This is a genomic window from Asticcacaulis aquihabitans (assembly GCF_032490435.1).
GTDB lineage: Bacteria > Pseudomonadota > Alphaproteobacteria > Caulobacterales > Caulobacteraceae > Asticcacaulis.
In genome coordinates this window covers 1-17,174 of record NZ_JAVGWM010000004.1, presented here as the reverse complement: position 1 = coordinate 17,174, position 17,174 = coordinate 1, and the positions used below count along the sequence as shown (strand labels likewise).

Annotated in this window: 9 protein-coding genes; 4 read left to right on the top strand and 5 right to left on the bottom strand. The window is 55.4% G+C overall.

All coding sequences use genetic code 11. The features are described from left to right. Positions 1-203: 203 nt before the first annotated feature. Positions 204-3,326 (bottom strand): TonB-dependent receptor, encoded by a 3,123-nt coding sequence (locus RCJ00_RS14440; RefSeq protein ID WP_316222819.1) that lies wholly within the window; start codon positions 3,324-3,326, stop codon positions 204-206. A gap of 452 nt (positions 3,327-3,778) precedes the next feature. Between RCJ00_RS14440 and RCJ00_RS14435 the strand changes: the two genes are divergently transcribed. Beyond that, positions 3,779-4,786, top strand: a complete 1,008-nt coding sequence (locus RCJ00_RS14435) for a LacI family DNA-binding transcriptional regulator (RefSeq protein ID WP_316222818.1) — start codon at positions 3,779-3,781, stop codon at positions 4,784-4,786. A gap of 129 nt (positions 4,787-4,915) precedes the next feature. Here RCJ00_RS14435 and RCJ00_RS14430 read toward each other — a convergent pair whose 3' ends face one another. From RCJ00_RS14430 to RCJ00_RS14415, 4 genes are all read right to left on the bottom strand, one after another. Beyond that, positions 4,916-7,642, bottom strand: a complete 2,727-nt coding sequence (locus RCJ00_RS14430; RefSeq protein WP_316222817.1) for a TonB-dependent receptor — start codon at positions 7,640-7,642, stop codon at positions 4,916-4,918. A gap of 529 nt (positions 7,643-8,171) precedes the next feature. Then, a complete protein-coding gene (locus RCJ00_RS14425; protein ID WP_316222816.1) occupies positions 8,172-10,025 on the bottom strand; it encodes a glycoside hydrolase family 35 protein in 1,854 nt (617 codons plus the stop codon). Positions 10,026-10,421: 396 nt separating this feature from the next. Continuing rightward, positions 10,422-11,204: a FadR/GntR family transcriptional regulator gene (locus RCJ00_RS14420; RefSeq protein WP_316222815.1), complete on the bottom strand. Its 783-nt coding sequence runs from the start codon at positions 11,202-11,204 to the stop codon at positions 10,422-10,424. Positions 11,205-11,291: 87 nt separating this feature from the next. Then, the gene (locus tag RCJ00_RS14415; protein WP_316222814.1) at positions 11,292-12,788 is read right to left on the bottom strand and encodes a glycoside hydrolase family 30 protein; all 1,497 of its coding nucleotides are present in this window, start codon (positions 12,786-12,788) and stop codon (positions 11,292-11,294) included. A gap of 752 nt (positions 12,789-13,540) precedes the next feature. Here RCJ00_RS14415 and RCJ00_RS14410 point away from each other — a divergent pair. The 3 genes from RCJ00_RS14410 to RCJ00_RS14400 all read left to right on the top strand — a co-directional run bounded on the left by RCJ00_RS14410 (position 13,541) and on the right by RCJ00_RS14400 (position 17,019). After that, the gene (locus RCJ00_RS14410; protein ID WP_316222812.1) at positions 13,541-15,178 is read left to right on the top strand and encodes a sodium:solute symporter family transporter; all 1,638 of its coding nucleotides are present in this window, start codon (positions 13,541-13,543) and stop codon (positions 15,176-15,178) included. Positions 15,179-15,380: 202 nt separating this feature from the next. After that, positions 15,381-16,652: an MFS transporter gene (locus RCJ00_RS14405; protein WP_316222810.1), complete on the top strand. Its 1,272-nt coding sequence runs from the start codon at positions 15,381-15,383 to the stop codon at positions 16,650-16,652. A 64-nt stretch (positions 16,653-16,716) separates the two neighbouring features. Next, positions 16,717-17,019: a 1-deoxy-D-xylulose-5-phosphate synthase gene (locus tag RCJ00_RS14400; RefSeq protein WP_316222808.1), complete on the top strand. Its 303-nt coding sequence runs from the start codon at positions 16,717-16,719 to the stop codon at positions 17,017-17,019. Positions 17,020-17,174 lie beyond the last annotated feature (155 nt).

Below are 17,174 nucleotides of genomic sequence, written 5' to 3'. Positions count from 1 at the left end.
AGAGGAAATAAGGGCTCGGCGCTCAGGCTGAGCTTAAAAATTATTCGACGGATAATAGTGTGAAAAATCGCGCTGCACCAGCACAGCGGGTAAAAGCAGATTGGCTTGAGTTCCGCGGAATATAATCAACTGACTATAAGTACGCCTGGTAGTGGTTAGGTTCCGGCATTTGCGCGAATGCAAATGCCGGAACCCATTCCATACTAGAACTTAGCGCCTGTCGAGAGTCTGACCGTAAAGGGCGATCCAACGATGGGGCCGTTTTTGGTGTAAACAGGTTTCGCACCGAAGCTCGGGAAGTAGACCGAATTCGGATCGTAGTTGACCCAATTGAACAGGTTCAGGACGTCCGCCCGCACATAACCGTCAACGCCGCTAGGCAGCTTGAAGTTCTTTGAGATCTGCAGGTCGATCTCTTTGTAGCCGATGGTATCCTTCGGTCGTTCGCTGACGATTGTCTGAACGCCGCCGCCATAGCTGTTACAGACGGAGACGCCGGGTGTCTGGCAGCCGTAAATCTGCATGGCCGATGTGGGCGTTGCCACTGACAGCTTGGCCGCCATCGACATGTCCCAAGGCAGATCGCGGGAGTAGGTCATGACCAGACGATGTTTTGGCACCGCCGTGGACTGCAGGAGCGGGTAGTCGCTGATATTCGGGTAATCGAACAGATATTGGTTGTTACCCACCGAATACGGGTTGATACCGGCGACATTGTTCTGCTTGGCGTCGGAGTAGGTGTAGGAGACGGTCATGCTCCAACCCGATTCCTTGGTGTAAGGCTTTTGCGCCGCCAGACCGAGCTGGAGGTTTTCATCCTTACCGCCGTTATCCCACAGAATGAGCCCGCCAACACCCGGCACGCCCTGGGCGCCCCATTGGCTGCCGTTCTGGAAGTAAGACCCGTCCGCATAACGATTACCCAAGCGTCCGATAATCGAATCGTAGCTGGCGATATAGGATAGGGTGGCCTGCGTGTTCCATTCCCCCAGCGTGTTGCGAATCCCAAGGCTGAACTGGTCCGAATACGGCGTCTTGATGTCGTTATTCAGCAAATCCACTTCGTGCGAAGAGGCATCGGTCTGAAGCGTTGAAAGCCCTGCCGGCGTCAGATAGGACGCGTCCCAAGCATAGCAGTGATGAGCCGGATTGACGTCCGCCGCCGTAAAGCAGGCGCCAAACGCATCCTGGTTTATGGGAGATGGGAAGTAGATCTGCGGGTTATTGTTCAGGGCGACCTTGGTGGTTTCCAGGGCGAGGGTTCTGAACAGATTACGGTTATAAGAGCGGGCATAACCGCCGAAGAGCACACGTCTGCCGTCACCGGTCAGATCATAAGAGAAGCCCAGGCGCGGTGCGAAATTATTCGGCGCCTTCCGATTGGACCCGGTGCTGATATAATTGTCCAGGTTGATGCCGGGGGATCCAGGCTTGTCTGAAATCTGCAGAGCCAGGACTTGCTTATAGGTCAGTGCGGTACCAGGATACAGGCTGTTAATCCCCGCCACAACGTCCGACGGCGTGACATAGTTCAGGTAGGCCGGCACCTCTTCGTGATCCCAGCGCAGGCCGAGATTGATTTCCAAGCGATCATTCACCTGCCAGTCGTCTTGAATATAGGCGCTGAATTGCTTGTCGGTCGTGCTGACGCTTGTGTTGGTATAACCGGGCACAATGTTTGGATATTGAACCAGATAGGGCGTTGCTGAAACGCCGCTCGCCGTGACAGCATAGTAATAGGTCGCGTTGGACTTATCAGAGCTGCCGTCCTGCGTGAACAGATCGATGCTGCCGTAGCTAACGCCTATTTTGAGCGTGTGATTGCCGTATGCTTCCAAATTGGCGAAGGTGAGGTCGTCCTGGAGGGTAAAACCCTTCTGCGAGCTCACCGCGCCAACGCCCGAGCCCGGGCCACCGACATTGATCAGCCCAACGGAGCCAGCGGTGGGGTTGCTCACGCTCGACGCGTTCGGATAGTAGGTATAGGCAAACTGCGGGGAGCCTGTTGTCGTCGACGTCGACGCATTTGTGTCCTGATAGGACAGGCGTAGTTCGTTCACCCAGGCGTCGGCGCTATGCTGCCACCGGATATCCGAACGCTTGACGTTATTGGTGTAAGGCGCCTCAGTCGTTTTCGCGTTCTGGCCGCTGCCGCCGGTAAACATGTCTTCGAGACGATAGTTGAGGCTTGCCTCAATTCTATCGTTCGGGCTGGGCTCAAAGTCGATTTTCGCGAAATACAGATCTTCCGTGAACGGATTGGTCACAGGGCCATATTGGCTCGCGACATTTGCCGGCAGCAACGCCTGGGCCTGCGACAGCGATACACCGGCGCCCGGATAGACGTCACTCTGGTTCGACAGATCCTTGTGTTCCCAGGTGACGAAGAAGTGCATGCGGTCCTTGATGATAGGGCCGCTGAAGGCGAGACCATATTCCTTGCTGGGTGCCTTGCCCTTCTCGGTACCAGACGCCTTTTCAGACGGGTACTTGGCGCGCAAATTCTCGTCGGTATAGGTGCCGAAGATCTCGCCGTGGAACTTGTTGCCCCCTGATTTGGTCTGCGCGATGATGATGGCACTGGCGGCATCGCCATATTCCGCGCTGTAGTTGGAGGTAACGACCTTGTATTCGCCGATGGCGAGCTGAGGGAAGGGGTTGCCCGGATCGCCCGAGCCATTAACACCCGCGCTGCCGGCAAAACCGGAACCGCCCTGGACGAAGTCCTTCTGGGAGACGCCATCGATATAGACGTTGACGGCGGAAGCCAACTGAGCGCCGCCACGCAGCGAGGTATTGTGTGTGCTGCCGCCGTCCACGTTAAATTGCACGCCCGGAACCGTATCGGCAAATTCCATGAAGTTGCGCGTGGCCTGCGGCAGGGCCTGGATGTCGTGCAGAGACACGAACTGATTGACCTGCGACGAACGAATTTCAACAGACGGCCTGCGGCCGGTGACTACGACCGTTGTGGTACCCCCGCTGGCCGCCTTATCCGAACCAAAGTCGTAAACCGCAACAGAGGCCACGGCCACTGAGATGTCAGCCGCTTCCTTGTCGCCAGCCGTAACGTGATAATTACCTGACGGCAGGCCCGCAATGACGTAGGTGCCATCGGCGCTGGCCTTGACCTGGCGCACGGCGCCCGAATTGACGTCTGTCGCCACAACCGTCACGCCAGCCGGCGCCGTTCCGCGCAAAGTGGACCCAGCCGTTTGCGCCCAACCCGCGGTCGGCGCAGTTAACGCGGCCGCAATCGCGAGTACCGCCAACGAACTACCTAGTCTGGTCAGACCGGACGTCGCCTTTTTGCTGGTGTGTCTCATCTTGTTCCACTTCCTCCTGTTTGTGTAATCTTTTTTAAGTTTCGCGCCCTTGTCGGGAACGCGAATTACGGTGCCTGCGCATTGATCCTGCCGGGTCATGTCGTACAGCGGCATCCCCACGGCGTGACCATGGAGTTGGTGCGTGTCTGGCATGCGCATTGGGGGCAAAGCTATCACCAATCATCGCGAAGGCAATGCACATTTGCGCAACATGCGCTGCAACTTTGCGCCCTGTTGTAATTTTGAGACATTGTTACCATCGAGCCTTATTTCGCAAAATCATTCGCCGGGGCGTGCGTATTGCGGCAACCATTTGTTTTTTATTCTATTTAATAGTTTCAACTTTTCGCACCCTCAAAACCCTCACCGCATTCAGGGCTTGATTGTGATGCAAATTTTGCATAACCTGTATGTAATTTGCGGAGAACAACCGCGCAGGGTAAATAGACTGCATGCAAAAAGAAACCGCGCCCCCCGTGACGCTACAACAGATTGCCCTTCAGGCGGGCGTGTCCGTTTCCACCGTGTCTCGCGCCTTGGCTCGCCATCCCGCGATCAGTGAAGAAACGCGCGAACTCGTCCTGAGGCTGGCAAAGGAGAGCAATTACGATATTAAGCGACGCCAGGGAATCGACCATAGCCAGATTATTGTGGTCATGGCAGTTCCAGCCGTCAGTACACAGATGGCGGAACCGTTTCAGTTACGCCTGCTGGGCGGCATTGGAAGCGCCATGCGTGAGCGTCATATCGATTTTTCAATCTCTCATCGCGTCCCAAGAGACGCCGATGGCGTGGCCGAGTTGATGAGCGCTCATCCGACCGGCGGCTTCATTTTTCTTGGGCAGAGCCAGTATCACGAGGCTCTGAACAAGTTCAACAAGCAGGGAAGGGCGCTCGCTGTCTGGGGGGCGCAGCTTGAGGATCAGAATTATTGCTCAGTTGGAACCGATAATTTCTTTGGCGGACAGAGGGCCACGAGCCATCTGCTGAGATTAGGCCGGCGGCGGATCGCTTTTCTCGGCGCCTGCGATGTGGCTGAAATCGAGCAGCGCCTGGCCGGTTACAAATCCGCACTGACAAACCATGGCGTTGAAATGGATGCGTCCCTGATACAGCACACGAAGCTGGTCTATGATTCTGGTTTTGAAGCCGTGAACGATCTTTTGGACCGCGGCGTGAAATTTGATGGCATTGTGTCAGCTTCGGACATGCTGGCCATTGGGGCGATGCGCGCCTTGTCCATGCATGGCATCGTCGTGCCTGACGATGTCTCTGTCGTCGGTTATGACGATATAGACGTTGCCAGTTTTTCGAGCCCGGCGCTCACAACCATTCGTCAGGACGTCCTGAAGGCGGGTCACCTCCTCGTGACGAAGGCCATGCGCCAGCTTGCGGGGCATAATTCGCCATCCGAAAGGCTGCAAACGGAGCTCATCGTCCGCGGCTCTTGCGGAGGCTAATACCGTTTGAGAGTGACACCGCACTTGGCGGGCATACCGGCCACTTATAGACTAGCCATCTAAAGAAAAGAAGGGCGCACCCGAATGGGCACACCCCTCTCACATCTCAAAAGGTTCCAAACCCCTTGATCAGTTGTACTTGAACCGCAGGGACAGGCCGAGATAACGGCCTTCATCGCGGATATCGCGCACGAACGCTCTGCCCGGCTCATAGGTGTGGAAGTTGTGGAACGGCTGGGCCAGAATATTCGAGACGTCGAGGTTGATCGTGTAGAAGTCGTTCGGTGAGTAGCTGAACGAATAGTCCAGGCGGTTCACCGCTTCCGTGCCTTCCCCTTCGACGCCGGCGTTACGATTGTCGTATCCGTTTATCCAGCGCGAACGGCCGTTATATGAGAGGCGTGTCGAAATCTTGCCCTTCTCGTAAAACAGCGCCAGATTATAGCTCCAGTTGGATACACCCGGAATTTTGACCATTGCACCGGTGCTGTCGATCGTGGCGGGCAACTGGTTATAGGCATCGATATAGGTCAGGTTCGCCTGGACGCCGAAACCACTCCAGGCGTCGGGCAGGAAGTCGAGGAAGGTCTGTCCCGCGATTTCGATGCCCTTGATCTTGCCGTCGCCGGCATTTTCAGGCCGGGAGACTTCCAGAACTCCATAGACCGGATCATTCGTCCGGGTCGTATAGTTATTAATGAAGCCGTTTACTTTGTGGTAGAATACGGCCACGCTCGCCGAAGTGTTTGGCGACGGATAATATTCCCACGTTATATCGTAGTTGGATGACGTCAAAGGCTTCAGATCCGGGTTACCCGCCGAACCATAGGCGTCCGCGGCAGTTGGACTTGGCGTACCGGTATACTGCGAAATACTGAGGGCAGGATTGAGCTGGCTAAAATCTGGGCGCGTACGCGTCTTGGTAATGCCCAAGCGAATCTGCATGTCGTTGGTTGGCCGCAGGCGCATGCTCACGTTCGGAAGCACATCGATATAGTTCTGGGTGATGCTCTTCGGAATACCTTGCTGGACCCCGCCCCACGTCACGCTCGAAAAGCCGCTATATTTGCCGACCGTATTGACGACGCGCACGCCGATGTTGCCGTCGACATCCGAATTGAAGAAGTGCGATTCGTAACTCCCCTGGAGATAGGCGGTGCGGGTCGCTTCCTTAGCCGTGAAGCCTCGGTAAGGATTATACCCCATAAGATCGGGTGCCCAGTTCGCTATGCCACCGACGTCCTTGAGTTGCGCCATGGCGGCGCGGGTTTCAGCAAGGAGAACCTGACGATTGCTGACAATCCCTTCACGCGACGGCTGAAGATAGTTGCGGAAGCCTTGCTCATTACCGCGGAAGGTATCCTGAGTGAGAGACAGGTCGCCGACGCCGATCGACGTGAATGGAATCGCGAGCGGGAGGGTCCAGCCGTAACGATCGTTGCTTTCGAGGAATGCGTTACGGTCGGAGTATCGCAGCCCCGCCTTGATCTGCTTGAAGATACCCCAGTCGGTGTCGTAGACCGCGTCGCCACGCCACTGGATGCCGTTGCCGCCCACCTTGTAAATGCTCTCGTAATAACCGCGCCAGATGTACTTGCTGGCGTCTGACACGTCCAGTCCGACCGCCGTCCACGCTGCCCCGCCGCCTGCGGTGTAATTGATGTTGATCGGATAAGAGGTGTTGAGTGCCGAATCGAGGCTCCACGACGAGTTCGAATAGACGCTGTTCGTATAAGCCAGATCAGTCGACAGCTTCAGCTTGCCGCTGGTGAAGCTGCCGCCTACCGCGATCTGCTGCGTGTCGGTGCGGTCGTAGCCGGTCGAGCGGTAGAACGAGATCGGCTCACCACCGGTATTGGTCATGCTCTGGATCTTGTTGGTACCGTCTTCAAACACCACGTTCGTCTTCGTGCCGCTCCACAGCGGCGCCTGCGCCCAGTCATTGGAATGTTCAGCGCGATAGGCCTGCCAGAGCAAGTCCGCATAGAGGTCGACCTGCGCGTTCGGTTTCCACTGCAGCGTGGCATTGGCGGATGGCCGCCAGCGATGGCCTGTATCCATGTACACGCCGACGGCATCAGGATATCTGGCGGTCTGCCCGGCCACAGTATTGGTTGCGATATATCCGGTCGCCCAGCGCACGGCATTGCGGAAATCCTGTTCCGTGTAGGACAGGTTTAACAGGGCGCCAACTTCGCCGGCGCCGGTATTCCAGCGGTCGGTGATCAGTACGTTGCCATTGGTGTTGAACTTTTTATTCTGATCATTGTAGGTTTCGCGGATCGCACCGTCGATTTCAAACCCTTTGAAATCGAACGGACGGCGCGTACGCACATTGATGAGGCCGGCAAGACCAGGCTCCAGCAGGTCCGCAGACCCCGACTTGTACACTTCCATGCCCGCCAACGCGCCGGAGGGGAAATCCTGAAGCTGTACACGACGCAGTTCGGCCGTCGAGATGTCGCGGCCGTTGACCGTCGTCGCCACATCCGGCAGGCCCCGTACCAGGACGCCACTGCCTTCATCGCTGCCGTGAACAATCTGGATACCTGGCAGGCGCGCCAGCGATTCGGCTGCGTTGACGTCCGGGAGCTTCCCGATGTCTTCGGCGACAACGGCATCGACGATTGAGTCAGAACGGCGCTTGATCTGTTGCGCAGACCGAAGACTGGCCCGGTAGCCTTTGACAACAACGAGGGTCGAATCCCCCTTCCCATCCGTAGACTCGGCCGTGGACTGCCCCTTGGTGGCGCCGGCTTGCGTTGCGGCATCTGGAGCCGATTGGGCAAAGGCAATGCCCTGTGCCGCCAACAGCATGATCGACGCAGACGCAAGCAAGCGAATTTTGGATTTCATATGTTCCTCCTGGATTTTTTATAAAGGCCGCTGATGGGGTGCGTGCTCTTGAATTTATTTGTAAGACAATATGATTTAATTTCTACCCATGATTTTTCAAATCTGACTAAATTGTAATGGATGTGCTTAAATTGTAACAGGGTGAGGCGACCACCCCAAAAAGAGCGCGACTTAGGATGTGGAATGGGCGTGCAGATATTATATCTAATATAAAAATCAACTAGATATGAGAGGCTTGAGGCGTCGCATCAAAACGATCAACAAACACGTCCCTCCCCTCGCTTCAGTCAGAGGCAAGCATTTGCAAGTTAAATCATATTATTATAAGTGATTATAGATTTTAAAGCCGATTAGTGAGGCGCGAAATTACGCATACCATTGCTAGATCCGGTTCAACTCAACAGCTTCTGAACCGCCGCCCACGTAAATTGGACGATCAGACTTACTACGGCGACGAGCGCTACATTCAGGCCTTCGCCAAGACGCGGTCGGCCCGCGCGAGGCTTTCCACCCGCGGGCCTCGAGCCATCTAAGCTTTTACAAGCCCAGGCAAATCCCATATTTCATTGGCGCCGCCCGCCAATGTGCGTTCCGCGCTTTCATGCAGGTCCAGGACGACAACTTCGTTTTCGCCCGCCTTGAGCCAGGGCCCGGGTACAAACATTGCGCGCTGCGGCCCAACCGACCAGTGGCGGCCAAGATTGTGCCCGTTGACGAAGACGTACCCTTTTCCCCAACCCCGCATATCAAGGAAAGTGAATCCCGGCTTTTCGACCGAGAACGTCCCGCGATAAAACGCAGGTCCATCCGGAGCCTGTGCGCTGAAGGTCAGGCCCGTAGGGCTATCCATTGGCAGGCCATATTGCGCCCATCCCTCCAAAGGTGTCCCGTTTAGGGTGACGCCACCGATAAGGCCCTTTTGGTCGCGGCCGATATTCTTGCCGTAGTTACAATGACCATGAGTATCGACCAAGACATCGAGCACAGCGCCTTTCGGCAAGTCCACTGAGACAGAGGTTTCCTTCAAACGCCGGTCGAGGGTAGCTACGGTCTTGCCGTTTATCCGCACGAGGGCGTAATCGCGAACATCGCCGAATTTGAGCTCGCCCTTGGCCGCGACCTTTGCCTGATAGCGATAGAGCATTAAGCCGTGCATCTGTCCCAAGGCGTCCAAAGATTTAGGCGTCTTCTGAAGGGTCGACTTTAACAGTAACTGATCAAGCGGCGCCGCCTGCTTCAGGCGGAAACGCGGTATAATTGCCGGAATTTCCGGTTCAGGAAGCGGTGAGAACGCCGAGGCGGGCAAGTAGTTCTTCAGCAGGGCGGACACCGCCTCATACTTGGGCGTCGGGCGCCCCGCTTCGTCCAGTATGGCGTCATAATCATAACTGGAAATATCCGCCGCATAGCCCTTGTTGTCCCAGTTGGCGCCCGCATACCAGGCGAAGGAGGTTCCCCCATGCAGCATGTAGAAGCTAATGGACATCTTGTGGTCGAGCATCCACTTCAGGCTGGCGATCAGCGGCGGAATTTCCATCGTGGCGTGAAGGTCGCCAAAGGCATCAAACCAGCCGCCCCACAGTTCGGAATTAAAGAACGGACCGTCCGGACGCACTTTCGCGCGGGCAGCGAATTCCTCCTCCGCCTTGTAGTTTGTGCCGAAATTAATGCCCGCTACAACACCGGGAATGGAGCCATTGGCAATAAACTGCGATGGGTCAGCGGTATAGAGCAGGCCGGAGAAGCCGGCGTCACGCTCAGCCTGCATGACCTCAGCCATGTAAGCATGGTCCGCGCCAAAGGCGCCGTATTCGTTTTCGACCTGAGTCAGAATGATCGGGCCGCCACTGTCGATCAGAAGCGGAGTCAATTCCTGACCGAGTCGCTTAAACCAACGCTTCATTGGCTCAATGAATTTTGGATCGCTTGTCCGCGCAATACCGGTTTCCTCGGGAAACAGCCATGCTGGCAATCCGCCGCCATCCCACTCGGCGCATACGTAAGGCCCAGGGCGTAAATTGACCCAAAGGCCTTCCTCGTGAGCCATCCGAACATAGGCGGCAATATCGAGATTGCCGGAAAAGTCGTAAACCCCGGGCGCCGTTTCATGTACGTTCCAGAACACATATGTGGTCAGGGTGTTAAGCCCTAAAGCTTTCAGTTTGCGCAGCCGGTCACGCCAGTATTCACGGGGAATACGTGGATAGTGCATTTCGCCGGCAAGTATCTGAAACGGCTTGCCATCCAACATGAACTGGTCGCCTTCGACCGTGAATCGCGGTTTGACAGCGGAAGCCGAAGCGGCCCCAAAAACGGCGAGGCTTGCGCCCATGGCGGCCACGGACGCAACAAAGCCACGTCTGTTCAGATGATTTGAATCCATTTTGGCGCTTCTTCCTGCTCAATACGTCTTATATGCCCTGCCCTGCGCAACACCCCTGGAGCCTTGCGGCAAGGCCAGTGGGACGAGTCCGAAATACGTTTCGCTGCCCAGAGCAGAATATTATTTAAGTGCGATTTATTTAAGCGACATCATGGCGCTTCGCCTTAGCTAGCAGCGCACAACGCCCCCCATAATATCGCAATATTGCCTTTTGCGCGCATCGTTTTGATTGAAACCCTTGATGCGCCCTGTCGATTAATAGTCATACAATCGAATTTTTGCAATTATAAATGTGATTTTATAAAAAGAATAAGCGCGCTGAGTTGGCAATGGGAGATCACACTTTGCCCATCTTACCGCACCAGGCTGTGCGCTTAAGCCCAGCCTGTGAACCACTTATCCTTTATTTGACGGAGTCTCACGCCGCTTTTGCGAACGACGGGTGTCTTCCAGGGCGAATCGGACAAGAGACTCCATCGACCAGCGCGCGGCCCGACCATTGCCGGCCTCAATGGCCTCAAAAACACGATAGTGATCCTGCCAGCTATTTCGGGCGTCCTTTGGATCCGATGATTTCAGCCGCGTAGACCAGGCGATCGCGGCAGCAATTGAGCTGTTAAGAGAAATCAGCACCTCATTTTTGGTCGCGACCAGCAAGGTCTTGTGGAAGTCGATATCCGCAAGGCGCCCCGTCTCGGTGGCCAGGGTTTCAACCCGCATCACTTCCATCGCATGCCGCATGCGATCCAACTCCTCCGCCGTTCGGCGCTCGGCGGCCAGCTCAGCCGCTGCGGGCTCATTGATCAGCCTCAACTCAAATAGACCATCGATGAAGTCATCCGTGGGCGTCGTCTCAAACATCCAGCCCATAACTTCGGGGTCGAGCAGGTTCCATTGTGTGCGATCGCAAACACGGGTGCCGCGTTTGGGGCGACTTTCAACAAATCCCTTTGCCGACAGAATCTTTAGCGCCTCCCTGTAGGGAGTCCTCGAAATATTGAGCGCTTCGCTGGAATCCAACTGATATGGCAAAATGTCCCCGGGCTTATAGACGCCACGCAGTATGTCTACGGCCAGACGATGGGCAAGCGTGCCGTGGAGACGCCCGGTCGACACGGCCTCCTCGTAGGTTCCTTCCGACAAAACCTCTTCTTCGCCAGCGTCCTCATGTTCCTGCATTCGTCCACCCCAGTCTTTTCCATAGGCTTTATGATTTAGGTTCGCGATAGACACAAGATGTCAAGCCCTTGGCAGGTTGTGTCCGCTCTACCGTCGCCCCCCATCTACAGGACGAAGCACGAAGGTTGTGACCGATTTGGGCGGCACGACAAGCCCGCCGCTATCAAGCGCGCGTTCGGCACATAGGCTTTGCGCATGATGGGCGGCATCTGTGACCGTGGTGGATACATTGTAAGTCAAGCCCGCATGTAGCGATGGCAGGCTCAGCATCAGATGTCGCGAATAGAGTCCCGGATTGACGTGCACCACAACCACGGTCTGATTGTCCGGCCGAAGGGCGACAACCGTGTCGGTGTCATCGACAGGAATGAACCTGTCGCCCGGCCGTATAAACCGCGAAAAATTGGCCATGGCCCAGTATTTTGTCGTGATGTTTATCTGAGGCGCAGCCGTGTCGTCGTAATTCATTTTTATGAGCCCCCAATCAGAGCCTGGCGATGGCGGCTTTGCCTCGTTCTCAACCGCCTGCCACAATACCCATCCGACCGGCCTCAGGCGATTAATGTCGCTCACGATCTGCTCCCCCAAGGCGAGCGCGGGACGCATATCATCAAAGGCCTGAGGCACATTTGGCGGCGACAGATCGACTTCGGACATCCACAGACGCTTGCCGGTAGCCTGGGCAATATCGCGGATAGCTGTCTTTCCGGTGGTATCGTAACTATGCACATTAATCTGGTCTATGGCATCGATCGCTGTCTGATCGAGGCCAGCCCAGTCCTCGACAAAGGTCTGGGCGTTGGTTTCGTCCATCGCAGACAGGGTGGTTGTCAGCCCTCGGCTTCGCAATGCCTTGGCAACCGCCGTCAGGATTGTCGCCTGATGCGCGGGCGACCAATGCGCCCCTTCCTGCGTGTTGTCTGCGTACCAGTAGGGGGTATTGGGCTCATTTATGGGTGACAGGGTGCGGAAATGAATATGGTGACGCTGCTCAAGTTCCGCTGTGACCCTTACCAGGTAATCGGCAAAAATCTCTTCATTTCCCGGTCGCAGATTGTCGACCAAGCCGTCAAGGTTTCCTGAGACCCGTCCGCTGACCGTCATGAAATACGGCGGAGAGTTCGAAAACGCCTCAAAAATCTGATCCTCTCTGGGCACACGCTCGCGGATGGCGCCCAGCCACCAGCGCTGCCCCGGGTCCGCCGACCAATCCCATTGCGATGGATCATCCGGATGCCACCAGTCATTGCCCGATGCGCCCGATGGCCGTTTCCAGAAGCCCGAAATATCGGCTCCAGTGCGCAGATAAGCTTTCCCCTCAGGCGCATTGCCGCCGCCAATATTATATCTGGCGATATTAAATCTGAGACCGCTCTCACCGTATAGCAGGTCAGCCAGCCTATCCCGCTGGGCCGAACGCAGCCTCCCCGTCACATTCGCGAACCAGGCAAGGGCTGTTCCCCACCCTTCAAAAGACTTTCCGGGCTCTGCCCATTTGGGCGACACGGCGACCTTGACCTGTTGATCCGTCCGCGCGGCAAGACAGGCCGTCTCATCTGGTACAGCAAATGCATTCGGGGCCACTAAGCTTCCCAAGCAAACGGCGCAAATTGCCAGAATGGCGAGCCTATTCGGCGATTTCGCAAGCAATCCAAGAGACCCATACTTTGACATTATATCTCCACGAGGCCCGGCCTGTGGCCAGCTCTCTCAATTCCACGCATTCAGGACAAGTTCCCCGCGCATGGCTGCCTCCGAAAGTCCCGATATACAAAATCGGATAACGGGGATGCGGCACATACGCGGGGCGACGATGAAGAAGCCTTCAGTCGAGTCAGGGAGTGGGTCAAAGAGTTACCTCTTCGGCGTCAGAACGCTGAAAATGCCGGTCACTGGCAAACTCAGCAGCGACTCCACTAGGGAAGAATGGAGTCATCAAACACCGATGATAATAAATCACATTTAATATTTGGCAAGTCAATTACACCATTTTTTTCAGCCACGTTTCTCGCCCTTAGCTATCGGCGGCAAAGCCGCAAACCATGCGCGCAGACCAAGACAGGATTATATTCTTTAGGAAAATCAGGCCGCCATATTGGTCGCCGATCAAACGCTTGCCGCTAAAGACCTATTCATAGGGTCAGGAACGTCCCGACCACCTATACAGCAAACTGTCATTTGCTATAAAAAATGTGACTATAAAAAACAATCTATTGAAACCTTTGCGCTCGGCGTATTGAAACAAATCTGTGTTCTCCCACCTTACCCGCCGCTGAATTTTCAGCTACGGCTAAAGAAACCACTTCCACTGACACGCAAGGCAGGACAGGCCCGCAATGACAGCGAATAGCTTATCGGCTGTCGATATCGCGATCACTATCGCTTACGCTATCGGTATTTTCGTCCTTGCCCAATACGTTACGCGCCGTCGGCCCGAATTACAGACAAGCACGGAGGGCTACTTTTTCGCTGGCAACCAGCTTCCGTGGTGGGCGATCGGCGCCTCACTGATTGCCGCAAATATTTCTGCCGAACAAATCATCGGGATGTCAGGGTCGGGATTTCGTATTGGCCTTGCAGTGGCTTCGTATGAATGGATGTCGGCGGCGACGCTGCTGCTCGTCGGTAAATTCGCCCTGCCTGTCTTTTTCAGCAGTGGCATTCGGACGATGCCTGGATTTTTGGCTCAGCGATTCGGGCCAAGCGTCAGATACCTCATGGCCGTATTCTGGCTGGCCCAATACATACTGATAAATCTCACAGCCATACTCTGGCTGGGCGGAACCGCTATCACCACGGTGACAGGCATGGACCCTATGCTCGCGGTCATTCTGCTCGGCTGCTTTTCCCTGGCGTATCAGTTGTCCGGTGGTCTCAAGGCTGTCGCGCTGACGGATATCGTGCAGGTGTCGCTGCTCACGCTTGGCGGTCTCATCATTGTCGCGGTGACATTGTCCCGTATCGGCGGACACCCGTCCCCAGCAGGCGTCATAAGGGGTGCCAGCGAATTGATACGTCAGTTCCCCGAGCACTTCAAAATGATCCTGCCAAAATCAAGCCCGTACTACAAAGACCTGCCCGGGATTGCCGTATTGGTCGGGGGCATGTGGATCATGAATATCTCTTACTGGGGATTCAATCAGTATATCATCCAGCGCGCCTTGGCGGCGAAATCATTGTCTGAGGCGCAAAAAGGTATCGCATTTGCCGGCTACCTCAAACTGCTCATGCCGTTGATCGTCGTCGTGCCCGGCATGGCAGCCCTTATCCTGGCTCCGGACATCAGCCGGTCCGACCAAGCCTACCCAACCATGATGACGCTATTGCCGACGGGATGCCTGGGCCTGGTTTTTGCCGCGCTCGTAGCGGCGATTGTCGCTTCGTCTGCGTCCAAGATAAACTCGATCGCCACCATCTTCACAATGGATATCGTAAAGCCTCTTAATCCGACCATCCCTGATGGGAGACTCGTGGTTATAGGCCGCTTCGCTTCGGCGGCTGCGCTTCTGACCGCCATTATAGTCGCAAAACCGCTGCTTGGCAGCTTCGACCAGGTCTTTCAATTCGGGCAAAGCCTGACGGGCTTTTTCGCCCCCGCCATTGTGGTCATATTCGTGCTCGGTATGGGATGGCGACACTGCACAACCGCCGGCGCCTTCTCCGCCGTTGCCGTAGGCTTCGCGGCCTCCTGCATATTTTATCTGGTGTCCTACCTTCATCAGCACCCCTCGCCAGATACGGTTTCACACTGGGTGGTCGGCCACCTGCCGGATATGCCCTTCCTCAATCGCGTCGGATGGGTCTTCTGGATATCGCTTGTAACCTGTATCGGCGTCTCGCTCCTCACGGACGAGCCCCCATCCGAGACCACTATCGACCTCGGCAAAATTGATTTCAGGACGTCGAAATCATTCAACGCGGCCGCCCTGGGGATAATTCTTATATTGACCGCGCTCTACGCGATTTTCTGGTAATCCCGCCCAAGTCTAGAAATGTATATAATAAATCATATGATATATGCGAAAATTTAGAGAACCTGTACAACCATCACCTAAATTCCTTATGAATTGCCATTGACGCACATTATATAATGCGATTTTTATGGCGGATTGATATTCATCGTGATAACGCTATCAGCCTAATCTCGCCCCCAATATTCCGATAGAAGGTCCCATCGTGGCGAAGAGCCGAGTGCAGCCGGCAGAAATTGTCTCCTCACTTGAAACAAACGTAGCCAAGCCGACGCTTGCGCTGCGACGGACGTTAATTCGCCAAGCGGTGTTTTATGCCCTGCTATGCGCCGGGATGGGTGCCAGCCTGCCATTTATCCCCTTGTGGCTGGGACACAAGGGGATGTCGGCCGGGCAAATCGGCTGGATACTCGCAGTCCCTTTGCTTGGCCGGGCCATCACGGGCCCCCTCTCCGGCATTTGGGCAGACAGATTTAAAAAATACAGAACCCCGATTATGTACCTGGGCCTGCTTTCGGCGCTTTCCTACGGCATGATGGGGCTGGGGACGGGGTCAAGCCAGGCCCGCTTCATCCTCTATATGGCCCTCTACGGGCTGGGCTACACAGGTATATCCAGCATCACGCCGCTACTGGATGCCATGACCTTGCAACTATCGCGATCCGAGCGATTTGCCTTTAGCACCGCCAGGGCCGCCGGCTCAGCTTCATTTATATTTGCCAATATTTGTCTTGGCTATCTGCTGCAGACCGCCGGCATAAACGCAGTCCTTGTATGGACAGTGATATCGGCGTCAACTGTGGCCATAGGCGCCAGATTTATCCTTCCGTCTCATTTCCGGCTTGATCCGACGCTCACCCCAAGCGAGCAGTTTGCGCCTCGGGTTCGATTGGCGACACTGGTTCGCAACAGGGATTTCATCTTGGTGCTGGCGGCCGTCGGCTGCCTTCAGGCCGCGCACAGCTTTTACTATGCCTTTTCGACCATCATCTGGGAAAAAGCCGGCCATAGTTCAACTATCTGCGGCCTCCTGTGGGCAGTGGCGGTTTTGGGTGAACTTCTTTTCCTGGGTTTCGGCGGTCCCCTTCGGCGACGCCTCGGCCCATGGCGACTCTTGATACTTGGCGCCGCCGCAGGCGTTTTGCGCTGGGCCTTATTGGCAAACGTATCGGAGCTCTGGCTCCTCTGGCCGTTACAGCTTCTGCATAGCCTGAGCTTCGTGGCGGTTTACCTGGCAGGTCTGGAGCTTATTTTCCAGGTCGTCCCCGCGGGCTACGAAGGCCTCGCGCAATCCATAAATTCGGCCTATGCCAGTGGCGTCATGACAGGCATATGTACCTTGCTTTCCGGCATGTATTTTGATCATCTGGGCGTTAGCGGCTATTACCTGATGGCTGTGCTGGCGGGATTTGGCCTGATAATTTCAATTTGGCTTTTTTTCCTTCGCAAACAAGAAGCATCTCTGAACTCTCCATAGTTGAGACCGCTCTGACGGTATAGCAGGCATTGCGCAAAGCGTAACAGGTGTACATTATCTTCAGATGACCAAGACGCGCATCATGTACGTGGAGAACAAATCTGAATCGCTTAACGGCGAAGCTCGGATCGGGCGTGTCACGTTGTCGAAGACTGGCAAGTCATTGACCTACCAAGGGCGAAACTTTCAAAGCCTAAAAGGGAACGGATTCAGGGCCAACTACTACGACATTGAAACGGGCGAGGAATTCTGGATTTCCGGCCCCCGCAAAGATGGTCAGGATCGCTTATATGGCGGCAACATTCCGCCCGTCGAAATCGACGCAGATATAGCTGACGAATATTGGTCAAAAATTAGAGGCAAGTGAAAGAGCGGGCCCCTAGCCGCTTGGGGATATAAGGATTTCAGCATCCACAGCGTGATGAGCGCCTGCTCTCCATCTGTCCGCAGGTAGATCCTGGTCATCCGGGCATAAAAACACCCGCTAGGCTTTCACCTAACGGGTTGTTTTATTTTGTATTT